Below are 22,659 nucleotides of genomic sequence, written 5' to 3'. Positions count from 1 at the left end.
GGGCAGGAGGAGCACAGAGATGAGCAGGCACACCAGGCGCAGGTCCTCGTTACAGGTTCGACTGACGGTCGCCGGAGCCGGTGTCCTCGCCACCGTCGCGGCCGTGGCCACCGTGACCGTCGCGGCGGCGGGGGAGACCGGGCGCCGGTACACGGGTTCACCGGCGTCGGCCGGGGCAGACCACGCGGTGTTCGTTCAGGGCAACGAACTCGCCGGCAACACCATCCACGCCTTCAAGCGCGGCGACGACGGCCAATTGACCGCCGCCGGCCGTTACGCCACCGGCGGCAAGGGCGGCGACCAGGTCGACGCGCCCACCGACTCGCTCGCCTCCCAGGGCTCCCTCGTCTACGACGACGCCTCCGGGCTGCTGCTGGCGGTCAACGCGGGCAGCGGCACGGTGACCTCGTTCCGCGTCCGGGGGCAGAAGCTGACGGACCGCCGCGTGGTCGACTCGGGCGGCGACTTCCCGGCCTCCATCGCGGTGCACGGATCGGTGGCCTACGTCATGAACGCCGGCGGTGAGGGCGGCGTCCAGGGCTTCCGGATCACCGCTGGGGGACTCAAGCCCCTGCGCGGCTCGCAGCGTTCGCTGGGGCTGGACAACGACACGGTGCCGTTGTTCAGCAGCTCGCCGGGGCAGGTCGCGTTCACTCCCGGCGGCCGTGAACTCGTCGTCACCACCAAGTCCGCGAACACCATCGAGGTGTTCCCGATGCGGCGTGACGGGCGCCCGGCCGAGCGGGCTGTCGTCAACCGGTCTGCCGGGGAGGTGCCGTTCGCAGTCACCTTCGACAGGGCCGGGCGGATGCTGGTGGCCGAGGCCGCGAAGTCGACCATCAGCGCGTACAGGGTGCGCTCCGACGCCCGCCTCGAACTGGTGCAGAAGCCGCTGCCGAACGGCCAGGACACGCTGTGCTGGCTGGAGCGTGCGGGCGACTTCTTCTACGGGGGCAACACCGGCAACTCCACCGTCACCGGCTACCGCTTGGACCGACAGGGCCGCCTCGCGCTGACCAACGACGTAGGCATCGCCACGCCGCCCTCGCCCAGGTCCCAGGGGGTGATCGATCTGGCGGTGACCGAGGACGAGAGGTTCCTGTACGTCCAGAACGCCGTCTCCGGCACGGTCGACGGCTTCCGTATCGGCCGGAACGGTTCGCTCACCAAGGTCACCACCGCCACCGGACTGCCCGCCTTCGCCGAGTCCGGCATGGAGGGCATCACCGCGGTGTAGGGAAAGCGGCCACCGCGGTGGGCGGCGCTCCCGGAACGGCTCCGGGCGCGCCGGCCGGCCGGACCGCGCGGTGGTCGACGGCCGGTCCGCCCCGCCGTCACCGGCGTGCGGTGGCTTCTCGCCTCAGGGGACAGGAACTTGGCGGTAGCCGTCCGAGGCATCGAGACGTACGAACGGGATGGTGCTGCCGGCCGTCAGGAAGGCGGTCTCGCTTCCGTCGGAGGGCAGGCCCATGAACGCGCACAGCCGGCGGGCCGTCCGTGGATGCCGGCGGGAGTAGTCCGCCATGATCTCCGCCCCGGTCTCCGCCGGGAGGAAGTGCGCGGTGACGGTGTGGTGGCGGTTGCCGAACTGGACGACGGTGTGCGGCCGTCGGCGGAGGTTCTGGTACCAGTCCGACGCGGGGCCGAACCCGGCCGCGACGGTCCAGCTGCCGCATTCGCTGTCGTATGCCACCACCTCCAGGACCGTGCGGCGATCGAGCCCGCTGACCCGGCCGGTGTGGTGCAGCAGGAGCAGCCTCTTGCCGAAGAGGGGCGCGAGCCCCGCCTTGAAGAGAAGGACGGGCAGGCGCAGCGGCACCCGCCGCCATCCTGCAGGCCGGCGGGGGCGGCGCGGGGCGGAGCCTTGGTGTGTCGTCATCAGCGTTCTCCGTCGGTCCCGGTCGATCCCGGTCGGTTCCGGTGTCGCCTCCGGGCCTCGATTGGGTAAAGGCTCGTGGTGAGGGCCGGTCCACGACCAGACTCTTGCATAGTCTAAAGGTGAGGGGGGTGCCGGATCGAGCGGCTCTCCGGGGTTCGCCACACCGCTGGAGTACGTCATGACCGGGAAGAAGCCGCCACAGAGCGCCACGTTGCTGTCGTGGATGCCGGGCGGGGTCATGGCGGTGGTGACCGTCGTGGACGTCGTGGTCGGACCGGGGGTCGGACTGTTGCCGTTGGTGTCGCTGGGGCCCGCTTTCGCCGGACTGGTCGGCGGCTGGCGCCGCACCGCGCTGACGGGTGTGGCGGCGCTCGTACTGTGCGTCGGGCTCGGAATCTACGACGGGCTGTTCGAGGAACGCCGGGGATTCGCCGCGCTGGGGTCCGTCGTGGGTGTCACCGGCGCGGGGATCGCGGCGGCCGTGATGCGCTCCCGGCGGGAAGCGGAACTGGCCGGTGTGCGCTCGATCGCGGAGGTGGCGCAGCACGTACTGCTGCGGCCGGTGCCGCTGACGGCCGGACCGCTGCAGGCGGCGGTGTCGTACACCTCCGCCGTGGCGGAGGCACGGATCGGGGGCGATCTGTACGAGGTGGTCGCCTCGCCGCACGGGATCCGGGTGATCGTGGGGGACGTGCAGGGCAAGGGGCTCGCCGCCGTGGAGACGGCCGCGGTGGTGCTCGGCGCGTTCCGTGAGGCGGCGCACGACGAACCGGACCTGGTGGGGCTGGGGGAACGGCTGGAGCGGAGCGTGGAACGGGAGTTGGAGGGTGAGAAGTTCGTCACCGCGATCCTCGCCGAGATCGGCTCCGACCACGAGGCGGTCCTGCTCAATTACGGCCATCCGGCCCCGATGCTGATACGGGACGACGGCACCGCGGACTTCCCTGAGCCATCCTCCCCCGCGCTGCCCCTGGGGCTGGGTGCGCACGGCCATGCCGGGCCGCGGCCCTACCGCGTGGGGTTCGCCCCGGGCGAGCAGTTACTGCTGTACACCGACGGTGTCACCGAGGCGCGGGACGGGGACGGGCACTTCTATCCGCTTGCCGAACGAGCTGCTCTGCTCAAGGACTCCGACGCGCATGCCGCGCTCGACGCGCTGCGTCGCGATGTACAAGACCACTCCGCGGGACCGCCCCACGACGACGCCGCCATGCTGCTGCTCCGCTATCACGGTCATGGGAGCGTCCGGGGAACGCGGGTACTTTAGGCGAACCATGGAAGGGTCATGGGAAGGGAAAATCTGTTCCTGCGGGCTGAGCGGGCGGTGGGTGCGGCACGGTAGAAAGGTCGCATGGTGCAAAGTGAGGCCCCGACCGGGGGCATGGACGATGTCGACGTGGTGACCCGTGCGGTGCTCACCGCGTCGAGACTCTTGGTCGCCGTCTCCGCCCGGTCGCTCGCCGAGGTGGAGGAGCGGTTGACGCTGCCCCAGTTCCGCATGCTCGTGGTGCTCTCCACGCACGGGGCCACCAAGCTGGTCACCCTCGCCGACCTCCTTCAGGTCGCGCCGTCCACCGCCATGCGCATGGTCGACCGGCTCATCGCCGCCGGGCTCGCCGACCGGCAGACCAATCCCGGCAACCGCCGGGAGACCGTGCTCCAGCTCACGGAGGAGGGGCGACGCACCGTCGAGGACGTCACCGGCCGCCGCAGGACGGAGATCGCCGGGATCGTCGAGCGCCTGTCACCGGGCCAGCGGTCCGCCCTCGTGGACGCGCTCACCGCCTTCAACGAGGCCGGCGGTGAGCCGCTCGCCCCGGCTGCGGGGGGCGACACGGAGCCGTTTCCCCTGGGTTGGGTGGACTCCGTTGTGCCCAGGGGTGCCTGACCGCACCCACGGCCACGGCTCGGGGCGTTCGGTCGGTTCCGACCCTCGGGCGGCGTGATCGGCCTGTTCTTCCCCCTGATTCTTTTGCATAATGCAAGCGAGCTGTGGGGGTGCCGTGACGGCCTGGATCGTCACACCGGCGGTGCGGCTCCGGACATCGGGCGACGACCGGGGAGGAGCGGCGGGTGCGTCGACCACCTCGACCGCGGGCGGACAGCCGTACGGGTTTGGTGGCCCATGCGACGGCCTTTGTGTGGGGACCCGCGGACTTCGTCGGTCTGCCGCCGAGGTGGCTGTTCGCCGAAGGGATCCTCGTCGGGGTCCTGTCGGCGACCGCCATCAGCGGAGTCGGGATCGCGGGGGTCTGGACCGGCCATCCGGCGTTGGCGGCAGGAGAGGGCGGACTGGTGATCGCCGCCGCGCTCACCCTCTACCTTCTGATCACCGGCGCGGGCCGCGCGCTTGTCGGCACGGCCGCCGTGCTCGGGCTGTGCCTGGCGCTGCTCATGCCCCAGGTGGCCGGCTGGGTGGTGCTGACCCAGCGGGGTGAGGTGCGGCCCGCGGTGGTGACCCTTGTCGAGGGCGGGCCCGGAACCGGCATCGAGGGGGGACGGTACCTGTGCTCCGTGGCCGGCCGGGCCGGGGCGCCCCTCTCGACACGGATCTGGCGAGGATGTGAAGGCTCGACCAGGCCGGGGGATGCCCTGACAGTCGTGTTCGACCCGAGGGGGGCGGTGCCGCCACGAGGTGTGGCACCGGGTACCGACCGTGGCCCGCTGCTGGGGGTGGCGGCGGTGGCGCTCGCGCTCGTCGCCGGGTGCGCGCTTGCCGTCGTACGGTCCTTCCGGCTTGATCCGCCTTCTTGAGGCTCCTGAGGCTTGAGGGGCCCTTCGTCGAACGCGAGCCTCCTGGCCGGGTGTCGCTCGGCCTCGGTCGCCCGCCTGTTCGTGCCGGGCGCGGGGCCGAGGCGACCCGGCACGGTGGGCTCCGGTGTCATTCCGCGTCGGCGGAAGTCGACGGTGAGGGACTCGGGGGAGCCGTCGGCGCGGCGGTGTTGACGTCCAGGTCCGGTCGCGGGGTCAGGACGACCATGGGGGCGCCGGGCTGGGGCACGGGCGGGGTGGCCTGGTCCTTGGGCAGTTTCGGGGGGTTGGTCTGCTGGTAGTTGACGTTCTCGTGGTTGACCAGGCCGGTCTTCTCCAGCACGGTGATGTGGTCGAGCACGGTGTCGTTGGCGAGGTCGGCCAGCTGACGCACCAAGGTGTTCCGGGTGCTGGCGCGGATCTTGGCGATGGCCGGGAAGATCTGGCCGTGCGTGACGCGCATGATCTGCACCGCGGTCGAGTCGAACTCCTTGCCCTTGGCCGCGTCCACGGTGGCCACGAACTGCTGCTGTTGCGGACTCGCCTGGTTGTTGAGCGTGATGCCCAGCTCCGGGGCGATCTTGCGGCACAAATCGTCGAGACCGGCGTGCCCGACGACCAGATGCTCGCCTGCCTCCTTCATCTCCGGGGTCGTACCGCGTTCCATGGCCATCTCGCCCAGCGGGTACTCCCACAGTCCCGCCGAGCGCACCTTGATCACGAAGTCCCGGTCGGCCTCCGTCAGCGGACCGAACTGCGTGTTGGCGATGATGCGCTCCGGCGACGAGGCCGTGTTCTCGATGCCCAGCATGGCGGGATAGGCGAGTGCAGCGACGGTCATCAGCAGGCCGCCGCTCATGAAGATGGCTCCTGCGGTACGGGGGATGCGCATGGTTCCTCCTGGCGTGCGGATGCGGGGCCCCGGCTGGCGCGAGCACGCGGGATCCGCAGGGGAGCGGACATCGGTCGCCAGGGGGTACGGAGGGCAGCCGTCGAAGAATCATTGCGCAGGGTAAAAATTGCATTGGATGGTGTGATGTGCGTCACGTACGCTCCCGCTCGCCCACTGCCCCGCGCCAAGAATGAGCCAGCGAGAACCGGGTCGGCAGGCCACGGCCGGATCGCCTCCCGGGGCATCGAGGGCGGTGATCACCACGCCATGTCGTGCGGTGGGGCATCCGGTCCGTGCGCGTACGGGTGAGGCGCGAGGGGACGACGGGGTGTCCGCCTGGCGTTGCATTGCCCCCTCTCGGAAGTCGGGAGATCAGCAGCGCGGCGGCTACCGCCCTGGCCCGCCTCGATGGCTACCGGAACCGCGAGAGCCACAGTCGCCGCGTCTGTCTGCCCGGTGTTCCGGGAGGTAGCTTGGGGGTGAAGGCCCCCTGAAGGAGGGCGATGCCATGCCGTGGTTCTTGTGGCTGCTCGCTGCCACGGCGCTGGGTGCCGCGGAGTTCTTCGCTCTGACACTTGCATTCGGATTGTTGGCGGGCGCCGCGTTGGTGGCCGCCGTGGTCGCCGGCGTGGGCATCGGCCTTCTCGGCCAGCTCGTGGCCTTTGCGCTGGCGGCGGCAGCGGGCGTCGTCCTTGTCCGGCCCGTCGCGCTGCGGCACATGGAACAGCAGCCACTGACCCGAGACGGCAGTGACGCCCTGATCGGCAAGCGTGCCGAGGTCATGCAGGAGGTCACCGCGACCCGCGGCCTGATCAAGCTCTCCGGCGAGGCATGGTCGGCCCGCGCCCTCGACGAGAGTCTCGTGATCCCGGTGGGTGCGTGGGTGGACGTCATGGAGATCGAAGGCGCCACGGCCATCGTCTACCCCCGCGAACTCCTTCCCTGAGTCGAATCCCCGCGAACTCCTTCCGTGTACGGCTGAGCACACAGCAACGGAGGCACTGTGGATCCCGTCGTCATCCCCCTCCTCGTCGCGGCCATCGTCGTCGTCTTCCTCGTGGCCTCCACCGTGCGAATCGTCCCGCAGGCGCGCCGCTACAACATCGAGCGGTTCGGCCGGTACCGGCGGACGCTCCAACCCGGACTGAACCTGGTCCTACCGGTGGCGGACCGCATCAACACCAAGCTCGACGTGCGCGAGCAGGTCTATTCGTCCGACCCCAGGCCGGTGATCACCGAGGACAACCTCGTGGTGAACATCGACACCGTGCTCTACTACCAGATCACCGATCCGCGGGCGGCGGCCTACGAGGTCGCCGACTACCTCCAGGCGATCGATCAGCTCACCGTGACCACGCTCCGTAACGTCATCGGCAGCATGGACCTGGAGGAGACGCTCACCTCGCGCGAGGAGATCAACTCCCGGCTCCGTGCCGTCCTCGACGACGCCACCGGCAAGTGGGGCATCCGGGTCAACCGCGTCGAGATCAAGGCCATCGATCCGCCGGCCACCATCAAGGAGGCGATGGAGAAGCAGATGCGGGCCGAGCGTGACAAGCGGGCGGCCATCCTGCATGCCGAGGGGGAGCGTCAGGCCAAGATCCTCACTGCGGAAGGCACCAAGCAGAAGGACATCCTGGAGGCACAGGGCGCGCAGCAGGCCATGATCCTCCGGGCGGACGGCGAGGCCAAGGCCGTCGAGCTCGTCTTCCAGGCCGTCCATCGCAACAACGCCGACCCGAAGGTCCTCGCCTACAAGTACCTGGAGACGCTCCCGCACCTGGCGAGCAGCGGCAACAACACCTTCTGGGTGATCCCGGGAGAGCTGACCGAGGCAGTCCGGACCGTCCCCGAGCCTTCGGTGATCAGGCGTCGGAGAGCCCTCCCACGCCCGGACAACCCGAGGAAGCAGCCACTGCCGACGATCACGACACGTCGGACGGAAGCCGGGTTCCGCAGCTGGAGGCGGGCTCGACGGTTTCCCTCGACGCCGCCGCGGCTGCGGACGAGGCAGGAAAGCAGGCCGCCGCAGCGGTGAGCGACGCCAAGGCGGAGGCCGAGGCCGCGAAGTCGCCCCAGATGCCGCGCCGCACGCGGACGTCCGACGATTGAACCCACTTCTCGACGAGCGCCGCCTTCTGAGCCCCTTTCCCGAGTGGTTGTGCGAGTCGGTTCGCGCCGCCGCGTCCGCAACGTCGGGCACGAGTGGCCCGAGATTTTGAGGAGGCGGCCTGACGCCGCTGACGCTCTCCTGACGTCCCTCCTGGCCCGGACACAGGTATGGGCGAGCTGGTGAAGGCTGCCCGATCCGGCAGGGCGGTGAGGCCGGGACGCAGGCAACAAAGGAGTCAAGGTGGAGGAGGACTCGAGGGAGGTCTGGATGCCGGGCACCGGCAGGTGTCCGGCAGCTGGCCGCCGGGCGGTTGGTGTCGTGCCGGTGCCGGCTTGCGCCGCTTGGTGAGCCGGTCGGCCCTTCGGCGTCGCCGCAGCCAGTCGCCGGTTTCCCCGATCGCGGCGAGGAACGCGGCCGAGGCGATGCACTGGGCGAGCGTGGCGGGCTGGTCGAGCGCCTTGCCCACCAGCCAGAGCACGAGAGCGATCAGCGCCCACCAGACGGTGAGGGAAACCGCGAGGCGCCATACGCGCCGTCGACTGGTCACGGGGTGGCCTTTCCGACGCTGCGTGGCGCAAGGGCGGCGTACACGCAGCCCACTGCGGCCACGATGACCGAGGTGGCCGTAGCCGCCAGGGTGATCACGGGCGGCGCCTCGGCCAGGCGCGACACTGTGTTGAGGGGCGCGACGGCGTAGAGAGCGAGCAGGGCCAGGCCCCGGGGGCGCATGGGCGCCAGCCGGTGCCTCAGTTGGCGCGGTATCCGGCCGCTGACCAGGGCCAGCCCGGCCGGGAGCAGGGTGAGGGAGAAGAAGATGAGGCCGATCCAGTGCCAGATCATGCGTGCGAGGACTCCTGGGTGGTGAGAGACGGGCCGACGGAGGCACAGGGCTACTGCCGCCACGACGGCTCGGCGGTCGGCTGCTTCCGCCTGGGTGCGTTGGGCAAGGGTGGAGCGGGCCCGACAGGCGTAGGCCGACGGAGCGCGTGGCCGCCAGGTCGATCCGGATGTGCCTGATGACGACCGATCACGGCCGGTCCTCGTCCCGGTGGACGAGGTGGGCGGTGAGCGCACCGATGAGCAGGGCCCAGGCCACAGCTGCGGGGCCTGCCTGGTGCCAGCCCAGGAGGATGGTCGCCCCTGCTGTTGTCGCTCCGGCGGCTATAGCCCGACGGTCGGTGGCAAACGCCCATTGTTCACGGGCGGTTCCTTGCTGCCGGAGCTCACCGAGTGCCGTTCTGACCACCAAAGCGGCGAGGATGATTGCTGGGGCCAGCAGCGAGGCGTCCGCAGCCATCAGCTGGCCGCCCCGTCAGGTCGGCCCGTCATCACGGCACCCACCGGGCCGTCGACCGCTTCTGCCCGCGGAGCGTGAGCGACGGCCTGCCACGCAGGAGAGGGAACACCCTGGTGAATGGCGAGCGGAATCGTGGGCATGCGGCCATGACGGCGCACCTCCGGGCAGTGTCGACGGGCACAAGGCCCCTTCACGCCGACCAGACTTCCCGGCACACCCCACGTCCCTTGACGTGTACTTTGCACTCTATCTGCTGCCGGCGCTCCCAAACAGCCCTGCACGGAACGGTGTGGGCCGTGGCCCCGCATACCCGCTCACCCCCGGCCTGGTCCGCCTGGCGATCATGCGCGACAGCCCGCCGACGCAGTGGCGATCACGTCAAAAGCCGCTACCCGCAGCGACTCCCTCCCGCCCAGGCGCTTCTGCGGCCATGACTCCCTCCTCCACGAGGCGAGAGGTACACCGGTTGCGTGTCGGCGGCGCGGCAGCGGACTGCACAGCGGTCGGCCCGGTACGCGTCCGATGCTCGCTTGCCGACCCCCGGCCGCGCTCCAGCTGGGTCGATACGGCCGACTCTGGCCGAAGCACGCCATGGAGCGGCTGTGCCGACGAGTGCGTCAATGGCTGGCTGACAGCTCGCCGCTGAGCTTGCCGTGCAGGTGGGCGCTGGGTTCGTTCAGGCCGGTGATCTCGACCTGCTTGCCGCGCTGGGCGTACTTGACCTCGATGGCGTCCAGGGCGGCGACCGAGGAGGCGTCCCAGACGTGGGCCGAGGACAGGTCGATGACGACCCTCTTCGGGTCTGTGGCGTAGTCGAACTGGCCGACGAGGTCGTTGGAGGAGGCGAAGAACAGCTCGCCGGTGACCCGGTAGACGACCGTGCTGCCGTCCGGGTCGATGACGGAGGTGACCTCGGCGAGGTGCGCGACGCGCTTGGCGAAGACGACCATGGCGGTGACCGAGCCGACCACGACGCCGATGGCGAGGTTGTGGGTGGCGACCACGCACGCGACGGTGGTCACCATGACGGTGATCTCCCCGGCCGGCATCCGGCGAAGCGTCTTCGGGGCGATGGAGTGCCAGTCGAACGTCGCGAACGACACCATGACCATGACCGCGACCAGGGCGGCCATGGGGATGTCCGAGACGACCGGGCCGAAGAGGACGCACAGCACCATCAGGAACGCCCCGGCCAGGAACGTGGACAGGCGGGTGCGGGCGCCGGACACCTTCACGTTGATCATCGTCTGGCCGATCATCGCGCAGCCGCCCATGCCACCGAAGAAGCCGGTGACGATGTTGGCGATGCCCTGGCCGATCGACTCGCGCGTCTTGCTGGAGTGGGTGTCGGTGATGTCGTCGACCAGTTTGGCCGTCATCAGCGACTCCATCAGGCCGACCAGTGCCATCGCGAAGGCGTACGGGGCGATGGTGGTCAGCGTGTCCAGGGTGAAGGGCACGTCGGGCAGGCCAGGGACCGGCAGGGAGGACGGCAGGGCGCCCTTGTCGCCGACGGTCGGCACCGCGATGGCCGCGCCGACGGTGATCACGGTCAGGATGACGATGGAGACCAGCGGTGCCGGGATGACCGTGGTGACCTTCGGAAAGAACACCATCAGTGCCAGGCCGGCCGCGATCAGCGGGTAGACCGGCCACGGCACGCTCGTCATCTCCGGGACCTGGGCCATGAAGATCAGGATGGCGAGGGAGTTGACGAACCCGACCATCACGCTGCGGGGGATGAACCGCATCAGTTTGGCCACCCCGAGTGCCCCGAGGATCACCTGGAAGACCCCGGCGAGGATGACCGCGGCGACGAGGTGGCCCAGGCCGTGCTCGCGGTTCAGAGGTGCGATCACGAGGGCGACGGCGCCGGTGGCGGCAGAGATCATGGCCCGGCGCCCGCCGACGACGGCGATGGTGACGGCCATGGTGAAGGAGGCGAACAGGCCGATGGCCGGATCGACACCGGCGATGATGGAAAAGGAGATCGCCTCGGGGATCAGCGCGAGAGCGACCACCAGGCCGGCCAGTACCTCGGTACGCCAGACCTTCGGATCACGCAGCCAGTCCGGCTTGAGACCGCTCAGCCGCGCGGCGGGAGACAGTACGGGAGAAGACAACGAAGCAGCCACCTGTCGTGCTCGGGCACACCCCTGGGGCAGGAAGGGGCGCGAAAAGGACGGCGAGGAAGGCCGGGGCCGGCATTCCGCGGCGGCCCGCTTTCGGGCCGGAAGTCGGGGAGAGCCGACGGCGCGATCGCGTGTACGTCAGGCTCTGGTCAGGGGCGAAGGGTCACGGCGGACAGGCGGCGGCGCCAGGCACCACGGACTCGCGCACGCTTTTCTCCTGCAAGACTCGGATTCTTCGCCGGGGGCGGCATCGGCCCCGACACGGAGACGGCCGGGCTGGGGACCCACGCCGCAGACGAGGAAGTGACGGCGCTCAGGCCGACCCTCCGACGGAGACTCTACCCTAACGTTAGGGTAGAGATCGGCGGCTGGATGGGACGCAGCGCCGTCGACAACGGGAAAGGCAAGGTCGGGGACGTGGACGGCAAGCACATGCAGATCGGTGAGGTCGCCGCGCGAACCGAGCTGTCCCTGCGCACCATCCGGCACTACGAGGAGACCGGCCTCGTCGCCCCCTCGGCCCGCTCCCAGGGCGGCTTCCGTCTCTACACCGAGGCCGACGTCGCGCGTCTGATGGTCATCCGCCGCATGAAGCCCCTCGGCTTCACCCTCGACGAGATGCGCGCCTTGCTGGAGGCCACCGACCGCCTCGACTCCGGCAAGGAACTGCCGCCCAAAGAGCGCGAAGAGCTCCTGGACCGGCTGCGGGGCTTCGAAGAGGCCGCGCAGCAGCGCGTGGCCGATCTGCGCACCCAGCTGGCCCGGGCGGAGGAGTTCGCGGCCACGCTGCGCCGGCGCCTCCCGCGGACCGCCGCGCCGGTCCGGACCTCATAGCCGATCGGAATCAAGCAGGGCTGGGCTTTCATCGCTGCCACTCGTCAGCCTCGTCATCAGCTCGCGGGCCCGCCCTCACGGAACGTGGTCGAGAAGCTGGAGGTGGCTCACAGGATGGAGATGGCCCGTCGGCGGACCGCCAACCCACCAGGACACCGGTGCCCAGACCCGTGGCTGAGGACCGGGCAGCCGGGCCGCCACCGGATCCCGCCACGTTCAGCGCGCCGCCGTCTCGCCGAACGTGAGAACACACGGAACGGCAAAGGAGCCAGGTCCGCTGCGGCCATCGCTGATGGCTCAGCAGCTGCGGCAGCTCCAGCCGCTCCGGGGCGCCGTCCGTCTGCGGATCATAAGATGAGCCTCACAATCCGGATCTGATCTGATCTGAGCGCTCGTCAGGGCGGCCCCCGCACGCGAGCCACAGCAGCCAACGCTCACGCCGACAGAGGAGGGGGACAGCCATGGGCGCGCCCCGCCTGAGCAGCACACCGTTGCCGGGAATCGGTGTCCGCTACAACCTGACAACACGGGAGCACCGCCGTCTCTCCGTGATCGCCCATCGGGACGGGCCGCGCACGATCAGCGCGTACCGGGAGGACGACCCCGACGCGTGCGCCATGTCCGTACGGCTGACCGCCGAGGAGGCGGCCACCCTCATCGACGCGTTGATGCCCGCCCACCACAACCCCAACCTGCTGTCCACCACCGGCCTGGGGCTCGTGGCCGAACGCATCGAACTGACCGCCGCATCGCGCTGGAACGGGCGCCTGCTGGGCGAGACCCGGATGCGCACGGAGACGGGCGCCTCGATCGTGGCCGTGCTGCGCCGGGCCGAGGCCATTCCCTCCCCCACCCCCGACTTCCGGCTCGCCGGCGGTGACACCCTCATCGTCATCGGCACCCGCGAGGGCGTGGAGACCGCCGCCGCGATACTCGGGCGGGAGTAACCCGTCATGCACTCCTCCGCAGTCTTCCTGATCGAGTTCGGCTGCATCATCCTGGTTCTCGGGCTGCTCGGCCGGTTCGCCGGGCGCTTCCGGTTCTCCCCGATTCCGCTGTACCTGCTGGCCGGACTCGCCTTCGGCAACGGTGGGCTGCTGCCGCTGGGTTCCAGCGAGGAGTTCGTGGCCATCGGCGCCGAGATCGGCGTCATCCTGCTGCTGCTCATGCTGGGCCTGGAGTACACCGCCAGCGACCTGGTCACCAACCTCAAGACCCACTATCCCGCCGGTCTCGTCGACGCCCTGCTCAACGCCCTGCCCGGCGCGGCACTCGCGCTGCTGCTGGGGTGGGGCCCGGTCGCCGCCGTCGTCCTGGCCGGCGTCACCTGGGTCTCCTCCTCCGGCGTCATCGCCAAGGTTCTCGGCGACCTGGGCCGCCTGGGCAACCGCGAAACCCCGACCGTCCTGAGCATCCTCGTCCTCGAAGACCTTTCCATGGCGGTCTACCTGCCGATCCTCACGGCCCTGCTGGCCGGGACCGGCCTGGCGTCAGGCAGCGTCACCCTCGCCATCGCCCTCGGCGCAGCCGCCCTCGTCCTGGTCCTCGCGGTCCGCTACGGCCGCCACATCTCCCGCTTGGTCTCCAGCGACGACCCCGAGAAACTCCTCCTCGTGGTCCTGGGCCTGACCCTGCTGATCGCCGGGCTCGCCCAGCAGCTGCATGTGTCCGCCGCCGTGGGTGCCTTCCTCGTCGGTATCGCGCTGTCCGGCGAGGTCGCCGACGGCGCGCACAGCCTTCTTGCCCCGCTGCGGGACCTGTTCGCCGCCGTGTTCTTCGTCTTCTTCGGCCTGAACACCGACCCCGCCAGCATCCCTCCCGTCCTCCTGTCCGCCCTCGCCCTGGCCGCCGTCACCGCCTGCACGAAGATCGCCACCGGCTACTGGGCCGCCAAGCGGGCCGGCATCGCCGCCAAGGGCCGCTGGCGAGCCGGCGGCGCCCTCGTCGCGCGCGGCGAGTTCTCCATCGTGATCGCCGGACTCGCCGTCGCAGCCGGCGTCGAACCCTCTCTCGGCCCGCTGGCCACGGCCTACGTCCTGATCCTCGTCCTCCTCGGACCCCTCACCGCCCGCTACACCGAACCACTGGCCACACGCCTGCTCAGGCATCGCCGCGCACAGCTCGCCGCGAAACCCGACGACACCACACCACTGACAGCGAGCGCGCACGAGACCATCAGCGATCAGGATGCCGTCGGACACACGTGATCCGGTCGGGGCGGTGCGGTCGACAGCGCGATGGGATGGCTCGGTGGTGTCGGCGAGTGAGAGGTAGGCACCGTTCAACTCGGGCCCTCGACACCGTCGCGGCCGGAGGCGGTGCGCTGGTAGATGTCGGGGATACTGTCGGCGTCCTCGTCCCGGGTTTCGGCCTCCCACAGGCGGCGGTAGATGCCGTTGCGGCGTTTGATCAGCAGTGCCGCGACGGCTGCGGCGAGCAGCGAGCCGAACAGGACGGCGGCCTTGATGTGCTCGACGTCGGCCGGGTCGGTGAAGGCGAGTTCACCGATCAGCAGGGCGACGGTGAAGCCGATCCCGGCCAGGACCGCCAGAGCGAACACGTCCGCCCACGCCAGGTCCGGGTTGAGGCGGGCCCGGGTGAAGCGGGCCGCCAGATAGGTGCCTGCGAAGATTCCCACCGTCTTGCCCACGACCAGACCCAGCACCACTCCCAGGGGCTCCGGGCGCGTGAACACCTCTCCCAGCCCTCCGACCGACACGCTCACCCCGGCGGCGAACAGCGCGAACAGCGGTACCGCCACACCGGCCGACACCGGCCTGAGCAGATGCTCGGTCCGATCCCCCGGGGAGGTGTCCTCGCCCTCGTCGCGGACGGTCCGCAGGATCAGGCCCATCGCCACACCGGCGACCGTGGCGTGCACGCCGCCGTTGTACATCAGCGCCCAGATCACCACGCCGAGCGGCACGTACCACCACCAGCCGCGCACCCGGAACCGCTGCAACAGGTAGAACACGACCAGTCCGGCCACGGCTCCGGCGAGGGCGGCGGGGTTCAGGTCGCTGGTGAAGAAGACGGCGATCACCAGGATCGCGCCGAGGTCGTCGACCACCGCCAGGGTCAGCAGGAAGGCCCGCAGCGCGGAGGGCAGGTGCGTCGAGAGGACCGCGAGGACGGCGAGCGCGAAGGCGATGTCGGTGGCCATGGGTACCGCCCACCCCTGTGCGCTGCCACCGCCGAGTCCGACGGTGGCCAGGTAGACGGCGGCGGGGACCGCCATGCCGCACAGGGCGGCGACCACGGGCAGGGCTGCCGTGGCAGGGGTCCGCAGCTCGCCGACGACCAGTTCGCGTTTCAGCTCGATTCCGGCGACCAGGAAGAAGATGGCCAGCAGCCCGTCCGCCGTCCAGTGCCCGACGGACAGATCCAGGCCGAGCGCGGGTATCCCGAAATGGAAGTCGCGTACGTGCTCATACGTGCCGCTCCACGGGGTGTTCGCCCAGACCAGCGCCACCATGGCCGCCACCAGCAGCACCAGCCCGCCGACCGTCTCCGTACGCAGGGCGCGGGCCACCCGCACCCGCTCCGGCCAGGGCAGCAAGCCGAGAAACACAGAACGCTCACGCCGGCCGTCACGCATCCGGGAGAACCTCCACAGCATCGGAGTGTGGGCACACGTGCCCTGCGACGCCGACCAGACTTCCCGGCACACCGTGCGTCGATTGACGCGTTCTTTACACACTAACCGGGGCCGCCACGTGTATGCGCCCTGGGCGCGACGGCCTACAGAGACCTGCTGTGATGGTCGTCACGGCAGCGGAACGGAGATCGCTGCCCCGCAGCGTGCGGCGAGCAGAGCCATGGCCTATTTGCGAACCTGAGACGGCTTCGACGGCCAGTCCAACAAGCGGGCGCCGATCACGGCGGTCTGGAGCGTGTAGCGGTGCACCGGTTCGGACGGGTCGGCACCGGTGAGCTTGTGGATGCGTTCCAGGCGGTAGGTGAAGGCGCGCACACTCAGTGACAGCCGCCGGGCCGCCTCCGCGGACACACAGCCGGAGTCGAAGTAGGCGGTGAGGGTGTCGAGGAGCGGCTGAGGGCCGCCCCGGGCTCCGCGCAGCGGGCCGAGCGCACTTTCGACCAGGTCGGCCATGGCCTGCCGGTCGCGGGTGAGGACGGGGTAGACAAGGAGGTCGGCGGCGTGCAGCACGGGTTCGTCGAGTTCGAGGCGCTCGCCCAGGTCGAGGGCGTTGAGGGCCTCCTCGTAGGACTGGACGACGCCGGCCGCGCCCGGCTGCGGGCGGCCGATTCCCACCTGGCCGCCGCCGGTGGCGGCGAACGCCTGCTTGGCGAAGTGGGCGAGTACCTCGCTCTGGTCACCCGGGGCGATGCACACCAGCCGGCCGTCCTTGGTGGTGAGCAGGATGCTGCGGTCGCCGAACCGGCCGATCAGTGCGTGCTCCACCTCCCGGAGCACGGCGTCTCCCTCTTCGTACGCGACCGTGCCGCGTGCCACCGCGACCGCGTGCTCGTACGACAGCCGCAGCCCGTAGCGTTCGGCGCGCTGGGCCAGCCGGCCCAGGTCGCTGCGGCCGTACAGCAGGTCGTCGATGAACTCGCGACGAGCGGCTTCCTCCTGGCGTACGGCGAGCCGCTGCGCCCTCTCATAGCCTTCGGCGAACGCGTCCACGGCCTGCGCCGCAGCCCCCAACGCGTCGTCCACGGACATGCTCTCGCCGGTCGGCCAGTGCGCCCGGGTGGCTGCCATGTGGGCGCCGACCAGGGCGCGCAGTCCGATGCCGGCCTCTGCCGCCTGCTCGCCCAGCGCACGGCGGGACTCGAGTTCGTCCCGGGTCAGTCGGCGACCGGTCGCCGAGGCGCCCGCGAGGATGCGGGCGTACCCCTCCAGGTACTCCTCGTAGTCCTCGGACACGTCCCGCCCCGCCATGTGGGTCCCCCCGACGTTTGATGCGTTGTTGACGTCTTTCTAGCGCATGGCCGCGAACATCACCCGGTACGAGTCAGGTCATTGCCCGTCTCCGGCACTTTTTGCAGGCGGGGGACATGCCGACTACGGGCAAGGTGTCACTGCCGTACGGACGGGCAGGGACGCCGTCTGGTCAGCGCATGGAGGCAACGTAACGGGCGGGCGATGGTCATCCCCCGTACGCTGCTCCTAGGTGTGCCGGGAAGTCTGGTCGGCGGACACGTCCCCCTGCCCGGAGGCTCTGATGCCCCTCTTCCGCCACCGCCGCCGCCCCGGTCCGGTCCCACCATCGGGCCGTGAGCTGGTCCGACTGCGCGGCGACCTCGACGCCCGCAGTGCTGCGCGGACGGGCCGGCGCCTCCTGCGGGTGATCGAAACAGGACCGGGTGTCCTGGAGGTGGACCTCACCGAGTTGCGCCACCTCAGCCCGGCCGGCTGTGCGGCGCTCTTCACCGCACTGCGAGCCGCGCGGGCACGCGGCACACGGCTGATCATCACGCATCCCAGCGACCAGGCGCGGACAGCCATGCGGCAGATCGGCCTGACCTACGCTCTGACGCACTGGGAAACGGGAACCCGCTGAAGCGTGTCCCGTACAGCGCACCATGCCGGACCGCGGCAATGTCGGACGGCCGTCAGTGCACGGAAAGAGCCTGTCAGCACGACGTAAGGAACGTGTAGGGTTCCCCGCGGTGTGCCGGGAAGCCTGGTCGGCGGTTGTGGGAGAACTCTCTTCGCCGATCGGGGGTCGTGGTCATGCTGCTCGTCGTGGTCTTCGGGGTGGCGCTGCTCATCGCGGTGCTGCTGTCAGGTCTCGCGGCCCGGACCGTGCTGTCGACCTCGCTTCTCTTCCTGGTCGGCGGCGCGCTCGTCAGCGACGGTTTCCTGGGCTGGATCCACATCACTCCGGACAGCGAGATCGTGTCCGTGACGGCCGATCTGGCGCTGTTCGCGGTGCTGTTCACCGACGGCATGCACGTCTCCTTCCCCAAGCTGCGCGAGAACTGGCGCAACCCGGCCCGCGCTCTCGGCCTCGGCATGCCCCTGGCGTTCGTCGGCATGGCGCTGATCACGCACTACCTGGTGGGCCTGGACTGGACGACGTCCTTCCTCGTCGGTGCCGTGCTGGCGCCCACGGACCCGGTGTTCGCCTCCGCGATCGTCGGCCGCAAGGAAGTCCCCTCCAAGCTGCGGCAGTTGCTGAACGTCGAGAGCGGCATCAACGACGGGCTCGCGCTGCCCGTCGTGCTCATCCTGATCGCCGCGGCCGGGCCGACCTCCGGGCAGGCTGAAGCGTCCTTGGGGACGATCGCTCTGGAGCTTGTCCTGGGACTGGTCTTCGGCGTCGTCCTGCCGTTCGTGGTGATCGAGCTCGTACGCTTCCGACTGCTGGGCGCCGAGCCGAAGCTTCAGCCACTGCTCCCGCTGGCGATCGGCGTGATCCTGTACGCGCTCTGCCACCTCACGCACGCCAACCCCTATCTCGCCGCGTTCGCCGCGGGTGCCGTGCTCACCGCCCGGTCGCTGGAGGCGAAGGAGGCGTTCGAGCCGCTCGGGGAGGCGCTGGCGGAGCTGGCCAAGTTCGCAGCCCTGCTGGTGTTCGGCGCACTGCTGACGCCGTCGCTCTTCGGTGACCTGTCCTTCGGCGGGTACGTCGCCGTGGTCCTCGCCATCGTGCTGATCCGGCCGGCCTCCCTGCTGCTCTCCCTGCTCGGTACCCGTTTCACCCGCCAGGAGAAGCTGGTCGCGGCCTGGTTCGGGCCGAAGGGCTTCGCGTCCGTGGTGTACGGGCTGCTCGTACTGCAGGCCGGTATCCCGCAGGGCGAGGAGGCGTTCACCCTCATCGCCGTGTGCATCGCCTTCTCGATCGTCGCGCACAGCTCCACCGACGTGCCGATCGCCCGTCTCTTCCACGTTGACGACCTCGCCGGAATCCCGGCCGGACGCAAGGACGCCGACACGCCGTCCAAGGAGACCACCGCAGATGCGCGCGCGTGAACGCGGTCGTGTCGGCCACCCGTGGAAACGCCGTACCGGGAGTTGGGGCGCGGACCGGCGCTGAAGGAGCCGGGAGACCCGGCACGGAGGCGTCACAGGTGTGACGCCGGAGCCTGACCAGACCTGCTCACCCGACGGAGACAGCAGGAGGTCCACTTTCGATGACCGGATTCTGGAACGCCGACGCCCCTGACGGTCAGCCGGTACGACTGACCTACGTCTCCGCCGCTGCTCCGGGTGGTACGGCCGAGTTCATCCTGCGCGATCCGTGCGGCCGTGTCATCGGCCGACTTCGTTTCCGTGCCTGCCATGAGTGCCGTACTGGGCGCATCCTGGACCTCTGGGTCTGCGATACGTGGCAACGGCAGGGACTGGGGCGCGGACTCGTGCGTTCCCTGTTCGCCCACCGTCGCGGCTACCGGTGGAACACCACCCTGCAGAGCCGCCCGGGGCGGGCCTTCTTCGCGGCGATGACACGGGAAACCACACTGAGCCTGCCCCACGGCGGCCCGCTCTGTCCCCACCTCATGGGGTGGCTCCGGCGTACCTGGCGCCGCCTGCTGCACGCCTACTGAAAGGGCGTCTCAGCGCGGCCGGGGGCACGTCATCACGCCTCGTGGCCGAGATGTCGGCCAATTCCTGACAGCAACCGGCAGGCGGACCGTAGACCGGCAGCGGGCGGAGCGCCGCACGGTGTCGGCTGTACTCGTCGAGGACGCCAAGGGCAAGGTGCCCGCCAGGGCAGCGGGCGATCCGCGGGTGTGGGCGACGGTCCGCTGGACCGCGCCGGACGGTTCGACACGCACCGGCGAGGCCCGGGTGTCGGCCACGAGCCCCGTCGGCAACCGGGTCACGATCTGGATCGACAAGGACGGTCACCTCACTGCGGAGCCCCTGACCGAAGGGCAGGCACGATCCCATGCGGCTGCCGCAGGATTGCTGGTCGCGGCAGGTGCGGGCGGCATCGCCCTGGCCGCGGTCTCCGTTATACGCATGTACCTGAGCCAGCGGCGTTTGGAGCAGTGGGCCGTGGAGTGGGAGCGGATCGACACGCGGTGGGGGAGGAAGGCCGGCTGGCCGGCCCAGTTGATCAGCGAGACCCAGGGGCGACGAAGGCCGACTCCCATCCGGTCGGAAAGGATCAAGGGCCAGGGCCCCATCACGGCCGACCGCTGATGCCCTGTGCCTGATCGACAGTCTGTGCTCGCATTGCTCGCCGGTAGAACCACTCGCCCAGCTGCGATCCGGCCACGAGCCCTCCAGCGAACATCAGCAGCCCACCCTGCACCACGGAAGCGAAAAAACTGGCGTCCTCGGTGTCCAGATCGCTCCACCGCAGGAGCGGGCCGGTCAGCCCGCCGAGCCAGATCACCAGCAGGGCGACGCCCCGGACGCGGATGGCCCACGGGGTCGTACGGCTGCGGGTGCGTTTCGGCGCCCACCCTCGCAGCGAGGCGATGGCCACGGGCAGCGCGAAGGCCGACCAGCCGACCAGCCAGAACCACAGCAACACCCCTCGTACCTCCTCGCGTACGAGCCCGGGCGGTTCCAGGACCGCCCGGGCTCGCTTCTCCGGTCGATGCCGGCGTCAGCCGGTGATCTCGACCTTCCCGTTGGCCCCGGCGGGTGACGGCGCCGCGGGCTGCGCGCCGCCGACCCGGCCGGTGATGCCCTTCAGCAGCTCGGCGAGGTCGACTCCGGTGGTGGAACCGAGCAGTTCCAGGCCCTGTGCGACGTTGTCGGCGACCGTGCGCGAGAGCTGACTGGCGCCGTCGGTGGAGATGACCGTCATCTTGTCGATCGCGCTGAGCGGCTCGGACGCCTTGGCGACGACCTGCGGCAGCACCTCCACCAGCATCTGCAGGACAGCTGCGTCGCCGTACTGGGCGAAGGCGTCGGCCTTCTTCTGCATGGCGTCAGCCTCGGCGGCACCCTTGGCGCCGATGGCGGCGGCCTCCGCCTCGCCCTCGAGGCGGACGGCGTCGGCGAGTGCGGCGCGCTGCGCCTTCTCGCCCTCACCGGTCAGCCTGGCCCGTTCGGCAGTTGCCTCGGCCTCCTTGACCAGCGCGATACGGCGGGCCTCGGCCTCCTGCTCGGCCTGGTAGCGGGCGGCGTCGGCGGGTTTGCGGACCTTGGTGTCCAGCTCCCGGTCGGTCAGCGCGGCCTGGCGTTCGGCGACCTTCTCCTGCTCGCTGAGCACTTCCTGCTGCCGGGCTGCCTCGGCGAGCGGTCCGGCCGCGGCGGCGCGGGCTGCGGCCTCGTCGGTCTCGGCCTTGATCTCGGCCTGCTTCAGCGCGAAGGTCCGCTGGGCGATGGCGATTTCCTCCTCGGCCTTCAGCCGGGCCTGCTCTGCGGCGCGCCGGGCGACGGCCTCGGCGATGTCGGCCTCCTGCTTGGCGCGCGCGGCTTCCGGCCGGCCGAGGTCCTCCAGGTAGGAGCCCTCGGTGGTGATGTCCTGGATCTGGAAGGCGTCCAGCACCAGGCCCTGCCCGGAGAGACTGGCCTCCGCCTCCTCGGCGACCTGACTGGCGAAGGCGGCCCGGTCACGAATGATGTCCTCCACGGACATCCGGCCGACGATGGCCCGCAGCGCGCCGGAGAGAACTTCCTGGGTGAAGCCGACGATGCCGTCCTGCTGCATCAGGAACCGCTGGGCCGCGGCGCGGATCGAGTCCTCGGTGCCGCCGACCTTGACGATGGCGACGCCTTCGAGGTTCGCCTTGACACCGCGCAAGGTGACCGCGCCGCGTACCGCGATGGGGATGTGCCGCGAGGACAGGTCCAGGGTGAACTTCTGCTGCACGAACGGCACGACGAACACCCCGCCGCCGACCACGACCTTCTGACCGCTGTTGTCGGTGAACACCCGCCCGGTCTCCGGGTCGGTGGCCTGCTTGCCGCGCCGGCCGGTGACGATGAACGCCTCACTCGGACCCGCCACCTTGTAGCGGGTGACCACGACGAGACCGAGCAGGACAAGGAGTACGACGACTCCTATCACGGCGAAGACGACTGGACTCATGATGTCTTTCCCCTCAGCCCTCCCAGGGGACGGCAGATCGATACGGCTCAAGTGGATGAAAGTGCGGCGCCGGTGTAACGGCGCCCGATGTGAAGAACGGCGCCGCGGGTCAGCGTTCCACCGGGCGTACGGAGACCGCTGTCTGCGACAGCGCCTCCTCCACCCAGATCTCGGCGCCTCGCGACACCGGGCTCGGACTCTTCGCCGCGAGCTTGACCGGTTGCCCGGCCAAGTGGACCAGCACCTCGCCGTAGCCGCCGACCGGAATGGCCGTCACCACGGAACCCGCGGCGCCGATCAGATCGTCGCCGCGCGGGGCAGCGCTTGACCGGTCGTTCAACAGGGCCCGGCTGAGGTGGTAGGCGAGCCAGCCCGTGGCAGCTCCTGCGGGCACGCCGACCGCGGTGGCGCCCACCGCGCCGAGCCCGGTGGTGCCCAGGACGATCGCTCCGGAGAAGCCGAGCATGGACACGAACCCGGCGATGACCGGAAGCGACAGCCACCCGTCGAAAAGGCCGTCGAGCGCGTCGACGCCGCCGAAGAGGCCCTCAAGGACACCGTCGAAGACGAGGGACAGAGCGAGGAGTACGACTCCTGCGATGCCGAGACCCAGAAACCAGGTCATCCGCGTTCACCGCCTCTCTCCCACAGTCACCCCGCTGGTGACCGCCATACTCACACGTAGGTACCGCCGAAAACACTGCCTGGTTCCGGCAATCTTTACGCTCTCTTGATGGCGTCCTCCCCGCAGCCTGGCCGGAGTGCGGTGGGGACCTGGCCGACGGTGGCTCCGAAG

22 protein-coding genes and 1 pseudogene are annotated in these 22,659 nt (G+C 70.2%); 13 read left to right on the top strand and 10 right to left on the bottom strand.

All coding sequences use genetic code 11. The features are described 5' to 3' along the window. Positions 1-19 precede the first annotated feature (19 nt). Complete coding sequence (locus tag PYR72_RS23210) at positions 20-1,237, top strand: beta-propeller fold lactonase family protein (RefSeq protein WP_275457098.1); 1,218 nt, start codon at positions 20-22, stop codon at positions 1,235-1,237. 123 nt (positions 1,238-1,360) lie between these two features. On the opposite strand, the gene PYR72_RS23205 is transcribed toward PYR72_RS23210, so the two are convergent. After that, on the bottom strand, positions 1,361-1,879 hold the full coding sequence (locus PYR72_RS23205) for a nitroreductase family deazaflavin-dependent oxidoreductase (RefSeq protein WP_152170462.1): 519 nt from the start codon (positions 1,877-1,879) through the stop codon (positions 1,361-1,363). Positions 1,880-2,057: 178 nt separating this feature from the next. Between PYR72_RS23205 and PYR72_RS23200 the strand changes: the two genes are divergently transcribed. The 3 genes from PYR72_RS23200 to PYR72_RS23190 all read left to right on the top strand — a co-directional run bounded on the left by PYR72_RS23200 (position 2,058) and on the right by PYR72_RS23190 (position 4,633). Continuing rightward, positions 2,058-3,146, top strand: coding sequence for a PP2C family protein-serine/threonine phosphatase (locus PYR72_RS23200; RefSeq protein WP_275457097.1), 1,089 nt, complete (start codon positions 2,058-2,060; stop codon positions 3,144-3,146). A gap of 84 nt (positions 3,147-3,230) precedes the next feature. Beyond that, positions 3,231-3,767: a MarR family transcriptional regulator gene (locus PYR72_RS23195; RefSeq protein ID WP_275457096.1), complete on the top strand. Its 537-nt coding sequence runs from the start codon at positions 3,231-3,233 to the stop codon at positions 3,765-3,767. Positions 3,768-4,018: 251 nt separating this feature from the next. After that, positions 4,019-4,633 carry a hypothetical protein gene (locus tag PYR72_RS23190; protein WP_275457095.1) on the top strand — a complete coding sequence of 205 codons (615 nt, stop codon included), beginning with the start codon at positions 4,019-4,021 and terminating at the stop codon, positions 4,631-4,633. Between the two features lie 127 nt (positions 4,634-4,760). Here the strand turns inward: PYR72_RS23190 and PYR72_RS23185 are convergent, their stop codons facing one another. Next, entirely contained in the window at positions 4,761-5,522 is a 762-nt protein-coding gene (locus PYR72_RS23185; RefSeq protein WP_275457094.1) for a DUF4142 domain-containing protein, read from the bottom strand. 508 nt (positions 5,523-6,030) lie between these two features. On the opposite strand from PYR72_RS23185, the gene PYR72_RS23180 reads away from it, so the two are divergent. Both PYR72_RS23180 and PYR72_RS23175 read left to right on the top strand, forming a co-directional pair. Next, a complete protein-coding gene (locus PYR72_RS23180) occupies positions 6,031-6,468 on the top strand; it encodes an NfeD family protein (RefSeq protein ID WP_275457093.1) in 438 nt (145 codons plus the stop codon). 57 nt (positions 6,469-6,525) lie between these two features. Further along, a pseudogene (locus tag PYR72_RS23175) lies at positions 6,526-7,634 on the top strand (SPFH domain-containing protein). Positions 7,635-7,870: 236 nt separating this feature from the next. Here PYR72_RS23175 and PYR72_RS23170 read toward each other — a convergent pair. The 3 genes from PYR72_RS23170 to PYR72_RS23160 all read right to left on the bottom strand — a co-directional run bounded on the left by PYR72_RS23170 (position 7,871) and on the right by PYR72_RS23160 (position 11,040). Beyond that, entirely contained in the window at positions 7,871-8,182 is a 312-nt protein-coding gene (locus PYR72_RS23170) for a hypothetical protein (protein ID WP_275457092.1), read from the bottom strand. After that, the gene (locus PYR72_RS23165; protein WP_275457091.1) at positions 8,179-8,475 is read right to left on the bottom strand and encodes a hypothetical protein; all 297 of its coding nucleotides are present in this window, start codon (positions 8,473-8,475) and stop codon (positions 8,179-8,181) included. Before PYR72_RS23165 ends, PYR72_RS23170 begins: the two co-directional genes overlap by 4 nt. A 1,074-nt stretch (positions 8,476-9,549) precedes the next feature. Then, a complete protein-coding gene (locus tag PYR72_RS23160; protein ID WP_275460495.1) occupies positions 9,550-11,040 on the bottom strand; it encodes a SulP family inorganic anion transporter in 1,491 nt (496 codons plus the stop codon). 456 nt (positions 11,041-11,496) lie between these two features. Here PYR72_RS23160 and PYR72_RS23155 point away from each other — a divergent pair, with 456 nt between their 5' ends. From PYR72_RS23155 to PYR72_RS23145, 3 genes are all read left to right on the top strand, one after another. After that, positions 11,497-11,898, top strand: coding sequence for a MerR family transcriptional regulator (locus tag PYR72_RS23155; RefSeq protein ID WP_275460494.1), 402 nt, complete (start codon positions 11,497-11,499; stop codon positions 11,896-11,898). A 461-nt stretch (positions 11,899-12,359) separates the two neighbouring features. Next, complete coding sequence (locus PYR72_RS23150; protein WP_275457090.1) at positions 12,360-12,845, top strand: TrkA C-terminal domain-containing protein; 486 nt, start codon at positions 12,360-12,362, stop codon at positions 12,843-12,845. Between the two features lie 6 nt (positions 12,846-12,851). Next, positions 12,852-14,105 (top strand): cation:proton antiporter, encoded by a 1,254-nt coding sequence (locus tag PYR72_RS23145; protein WP_275457089.1) that lies wholly within the window; start codon positions 12,852-12,854, stop codon positions 14,103-14,105. Between the two features lie 74 nt (positions 14,106-14,179). Here the strand turns inward: PYR72_RS23145 and nhaA are convergent, their stop codons facing one another. Together nhaA and PYR72_RS23135 are read right to left on the bottom strand one after the other, a co-directional pair. Continuing rightward, positions 14,180-15,496 (bottom strand): Na+/H+ antiporter NhaA, encoded by a 1,317-nt coding sequence (gene nhaA / locus PYR72_RS23140; RefSeq protein WP_275457088.1) that lies wholly within the window; start codon positions 15,494-15,496, stop codon positions 14,180-14,182. Between the two features lie 225 nt (positions 15,497-15,721). Further along, positions 15,722-16,804: a helix-turn-helix domain-containing protein gene (locus PYR72_RS23135; RefSeq protein ID WP_275457087.1), complete on the bottom strand. Its 1,083-nt coding sequence runs from the start codon at positions 16,802-16,804 to the stop codon at positions 15,722-15,724. Positions 16,805-17,087: 283 nt separating this feature from the next. On the opposite strand from PYR72_RS23135, the gene PYR72_RS23130 reads away from it, so the two are divergent. The 4 genes from PYR72_RS23130 (at position 17,088) to PYR72_RS23115 (ending at position 20,017) form a co-directional block, all read left to right on the top strand. After that, entirely contained in the window at positions 17,088-17,426 is a 339-nt protein-coding gene (locus tag PYR72_RS23130) for an STAS domain-containing protein (RefSeq protein WP_275457086.1), read from the top strand. 173 nt (positions 17,427-17,599) lie between these two features. Then, complete coding sequence (locus PYR72_RS23125; RefSeq protein ID WP_275457085.1) at positions 17,600-18,841, top strand: cation:proton antiporter; 1,242 nt, start codon at positions 17,600-17,602, stop codon at positions 18,839-18,841. Between the two features lie 161 nt (positions 18,842-19,002). After that, on the top strand, positions 19,003-19,416 hold the full coding sequence (locus tag PYR72_RS23120; RefSeq protein WP_275457084.1) for a GNAT family N-acetyltransferase: 414 nt from the start codon (positions 19,003-19,005) through the stop codon (positions 19,414-19,416). Between the two features lie 118 nt (positions 19,417-19,534). After that, complete coding sequence (locus PYR72_RS23115) at positions 19,535-20,017, top strand: hypothetical protein (protein ID WP_275457083.1); 483 nt, start codon at positions 19,535-19,537, stop codon at positions 20,015-20,017. Here PYR72_RS23115 and PYR72_RS23110 read toward each other — a convergent pair. The 3 genes from PYR72_RS23110 to PYR72_RS23100 all read right to left on the bottom strand — a co-directional run bounded on the left by PYR72_RS23110 (position 20,001) and on the right by PYR72_RS23100 (position 22,488). Then, entirely contained in the window at positions 20,001-20,354 is a 354-nt protein-coding gene (locus PYR72_RS23110) for a hypothetical protein (RefSeq protein WP_275457082.1), read from the bottom strand. The two genes, PYR72_RS23115 and PYR72_RS23110, sit on opposite strands and share 17 nt — an antisense overlap. A 75-nt stretch (positions 20,355-20,429) precedes the next feature. Then, positions 20,430-21,863 (bottom strand): flotillin family protein, encoded by a 1,434-nt coding sequence (locus PYR72_RS23105; RefSeq protein ID WP_275457081.1) that lies wholly within the window; start codon positions 21,861-21,863, stop codon positions 20,430-20,432. A gap of 109 nt (positions 21,864-21,972) precedes the next feature. After that, on the bottom strand, positions 21,973-22,488 hold the full coding sequence (locus PYR72_RS23100; RefSeq protein WP_275457080.1) for a hypothetical protein: 516 nt from the start codon (positions 22,486-22,488) through the stop codon (positions 21,973-21,975). Positions 22,489-22,659: the final 171 nt, after the last annotated feature.

This window comes from Streptomyces sp. VNUA24 (assembly GCF_029167005.1).
In the GTDB taxonomy this organism is placed as follows: Bacteria; Actinomycetota; Actinomycetes; order Streptomycetales; family Streptomycetaceae; genus Streptomyces; species Streptomyces scabiei.
The sequence above is the reverse complement of the archived record's forward strand: the minus strand, read 5'-3'. Positions and strand labels throughout refer to the sequence as shown.

Coding starts and splice junctions, on each gene's coding strand:
- PYR72_RS23210 (WP_275457098.1), top strand. CDS start 20: ATGAGCAGGCACACCAGGCGCAGGTCCTCGTTACAGGTTCGACTGACG.
- PYR72_RS23200 (WP_275457097.1), top strand. CDS start 2,058: ATGACCGGGAAGAAGCCGCCACAGAGCGCCACGTTGCTGTCGTGGATG.
- nhaA (WP_275457088.1), bottom strand. CDS start 15,496: ATGCGTGACGGCCGGCGTGAGCGTTCTGTGTTTCTCGGCTTGCTGCCC.
- PYR72_RS23130 (WP_275457086.1), top strand. CDS start 17,088: ATGCCCCTCTTCCGCCACCGCCGCCGCCCCGGTCCGGTCCCACCATCG.
- PYR72_RS23205 (WP_152170462.1), bottom strand. CDS start 1,879: ATGACGACACACCAAGGCTCCGCCCCGCGCCGCCCCCGCCGGCCTGCA.
- PYR72_RS23120 (WP_275457084.1), top strand. CDS start 19,003: ATGACCGGATTCTGGAACGCCGACGCCCCTGACGGTCAGCCGGTACGA.
- PYR72_RS23195 (WP_275457096.1), top strand. CDS start 3,231: ATGGTGCAAAGTGAGGCCCCGACCGGGGGCATGGACGATGTCGACGTG.
- PYR72_RS23150 (WP_275457090.1), top strand. CDS start 12,360: ATGGGCGCGCCCCGCCTGAGCAGCACACCGTTGCCGGGAATCGGTGTC.
- PYR72_RS23185 (WP_275457094.1), bottom strand. CDS start 5,522: ATGCGCATCCCCCGTACCGCAGGAGCCATCTTCATGAGCGGCGGCCTG.
- PYR72_RS23135 (WP_275457087.1), bottom strand. CDS start 16,804: ATGGCGGGGCGGGACGTGTCCGAGGACTACGAGGAGTACCTGGAGGGG.
- PYR72_RS23125 (WP_275457085.1), top strand. CDS start 17,600: ATGCTGCTCGTCGTGGTCTTCGGGGTGGCGCTGCTCATCGCGGTGCTG.
- PYR72_RS23155 (WP_275460494.1), top strand. CDS start 11,497: ATGCAGATCGGTGAGGTCGCCGCGCGAACCGAGCTGTCCCTGCGCACC.
- PYR72_RS23105 (WP_275457081.1), bottom strand. CDS start 21,863: ATGAGTCCAGTCGTCTTCGCCGTGATAGGAGTCGTCGTACTCCTTGTC.
- PYR72_RS23100 (WP_275457080.1), bottom strand. CDS start 22,488: ATGACCTGGTTTCTGGGTCTCGGCATCGCAGGAGTCGTACTCCTCGCT.
- PYR72_RS23165 (WP_275457091.1), bottom strand. CDS start 8,475: ATGATCTGGCACTGGATCGGCCTCATCTTCTTCTCCCTCACCCTGCTC.
- PYR72_RS23145 (WP_275457089.1), top strand. CDS start 12,852: ATGCACTCCTCCGCAGTCTTCCTGATCGAGTTCGGCTGCATCATCCTG.
- PYR72_RS23180 (WP_275457093.1), top strand. CDS start 6,031: ATGCCGTGGTTCTTGTGGCTGCTCGCTGCCACGGCGCTGGGTGCCGCG.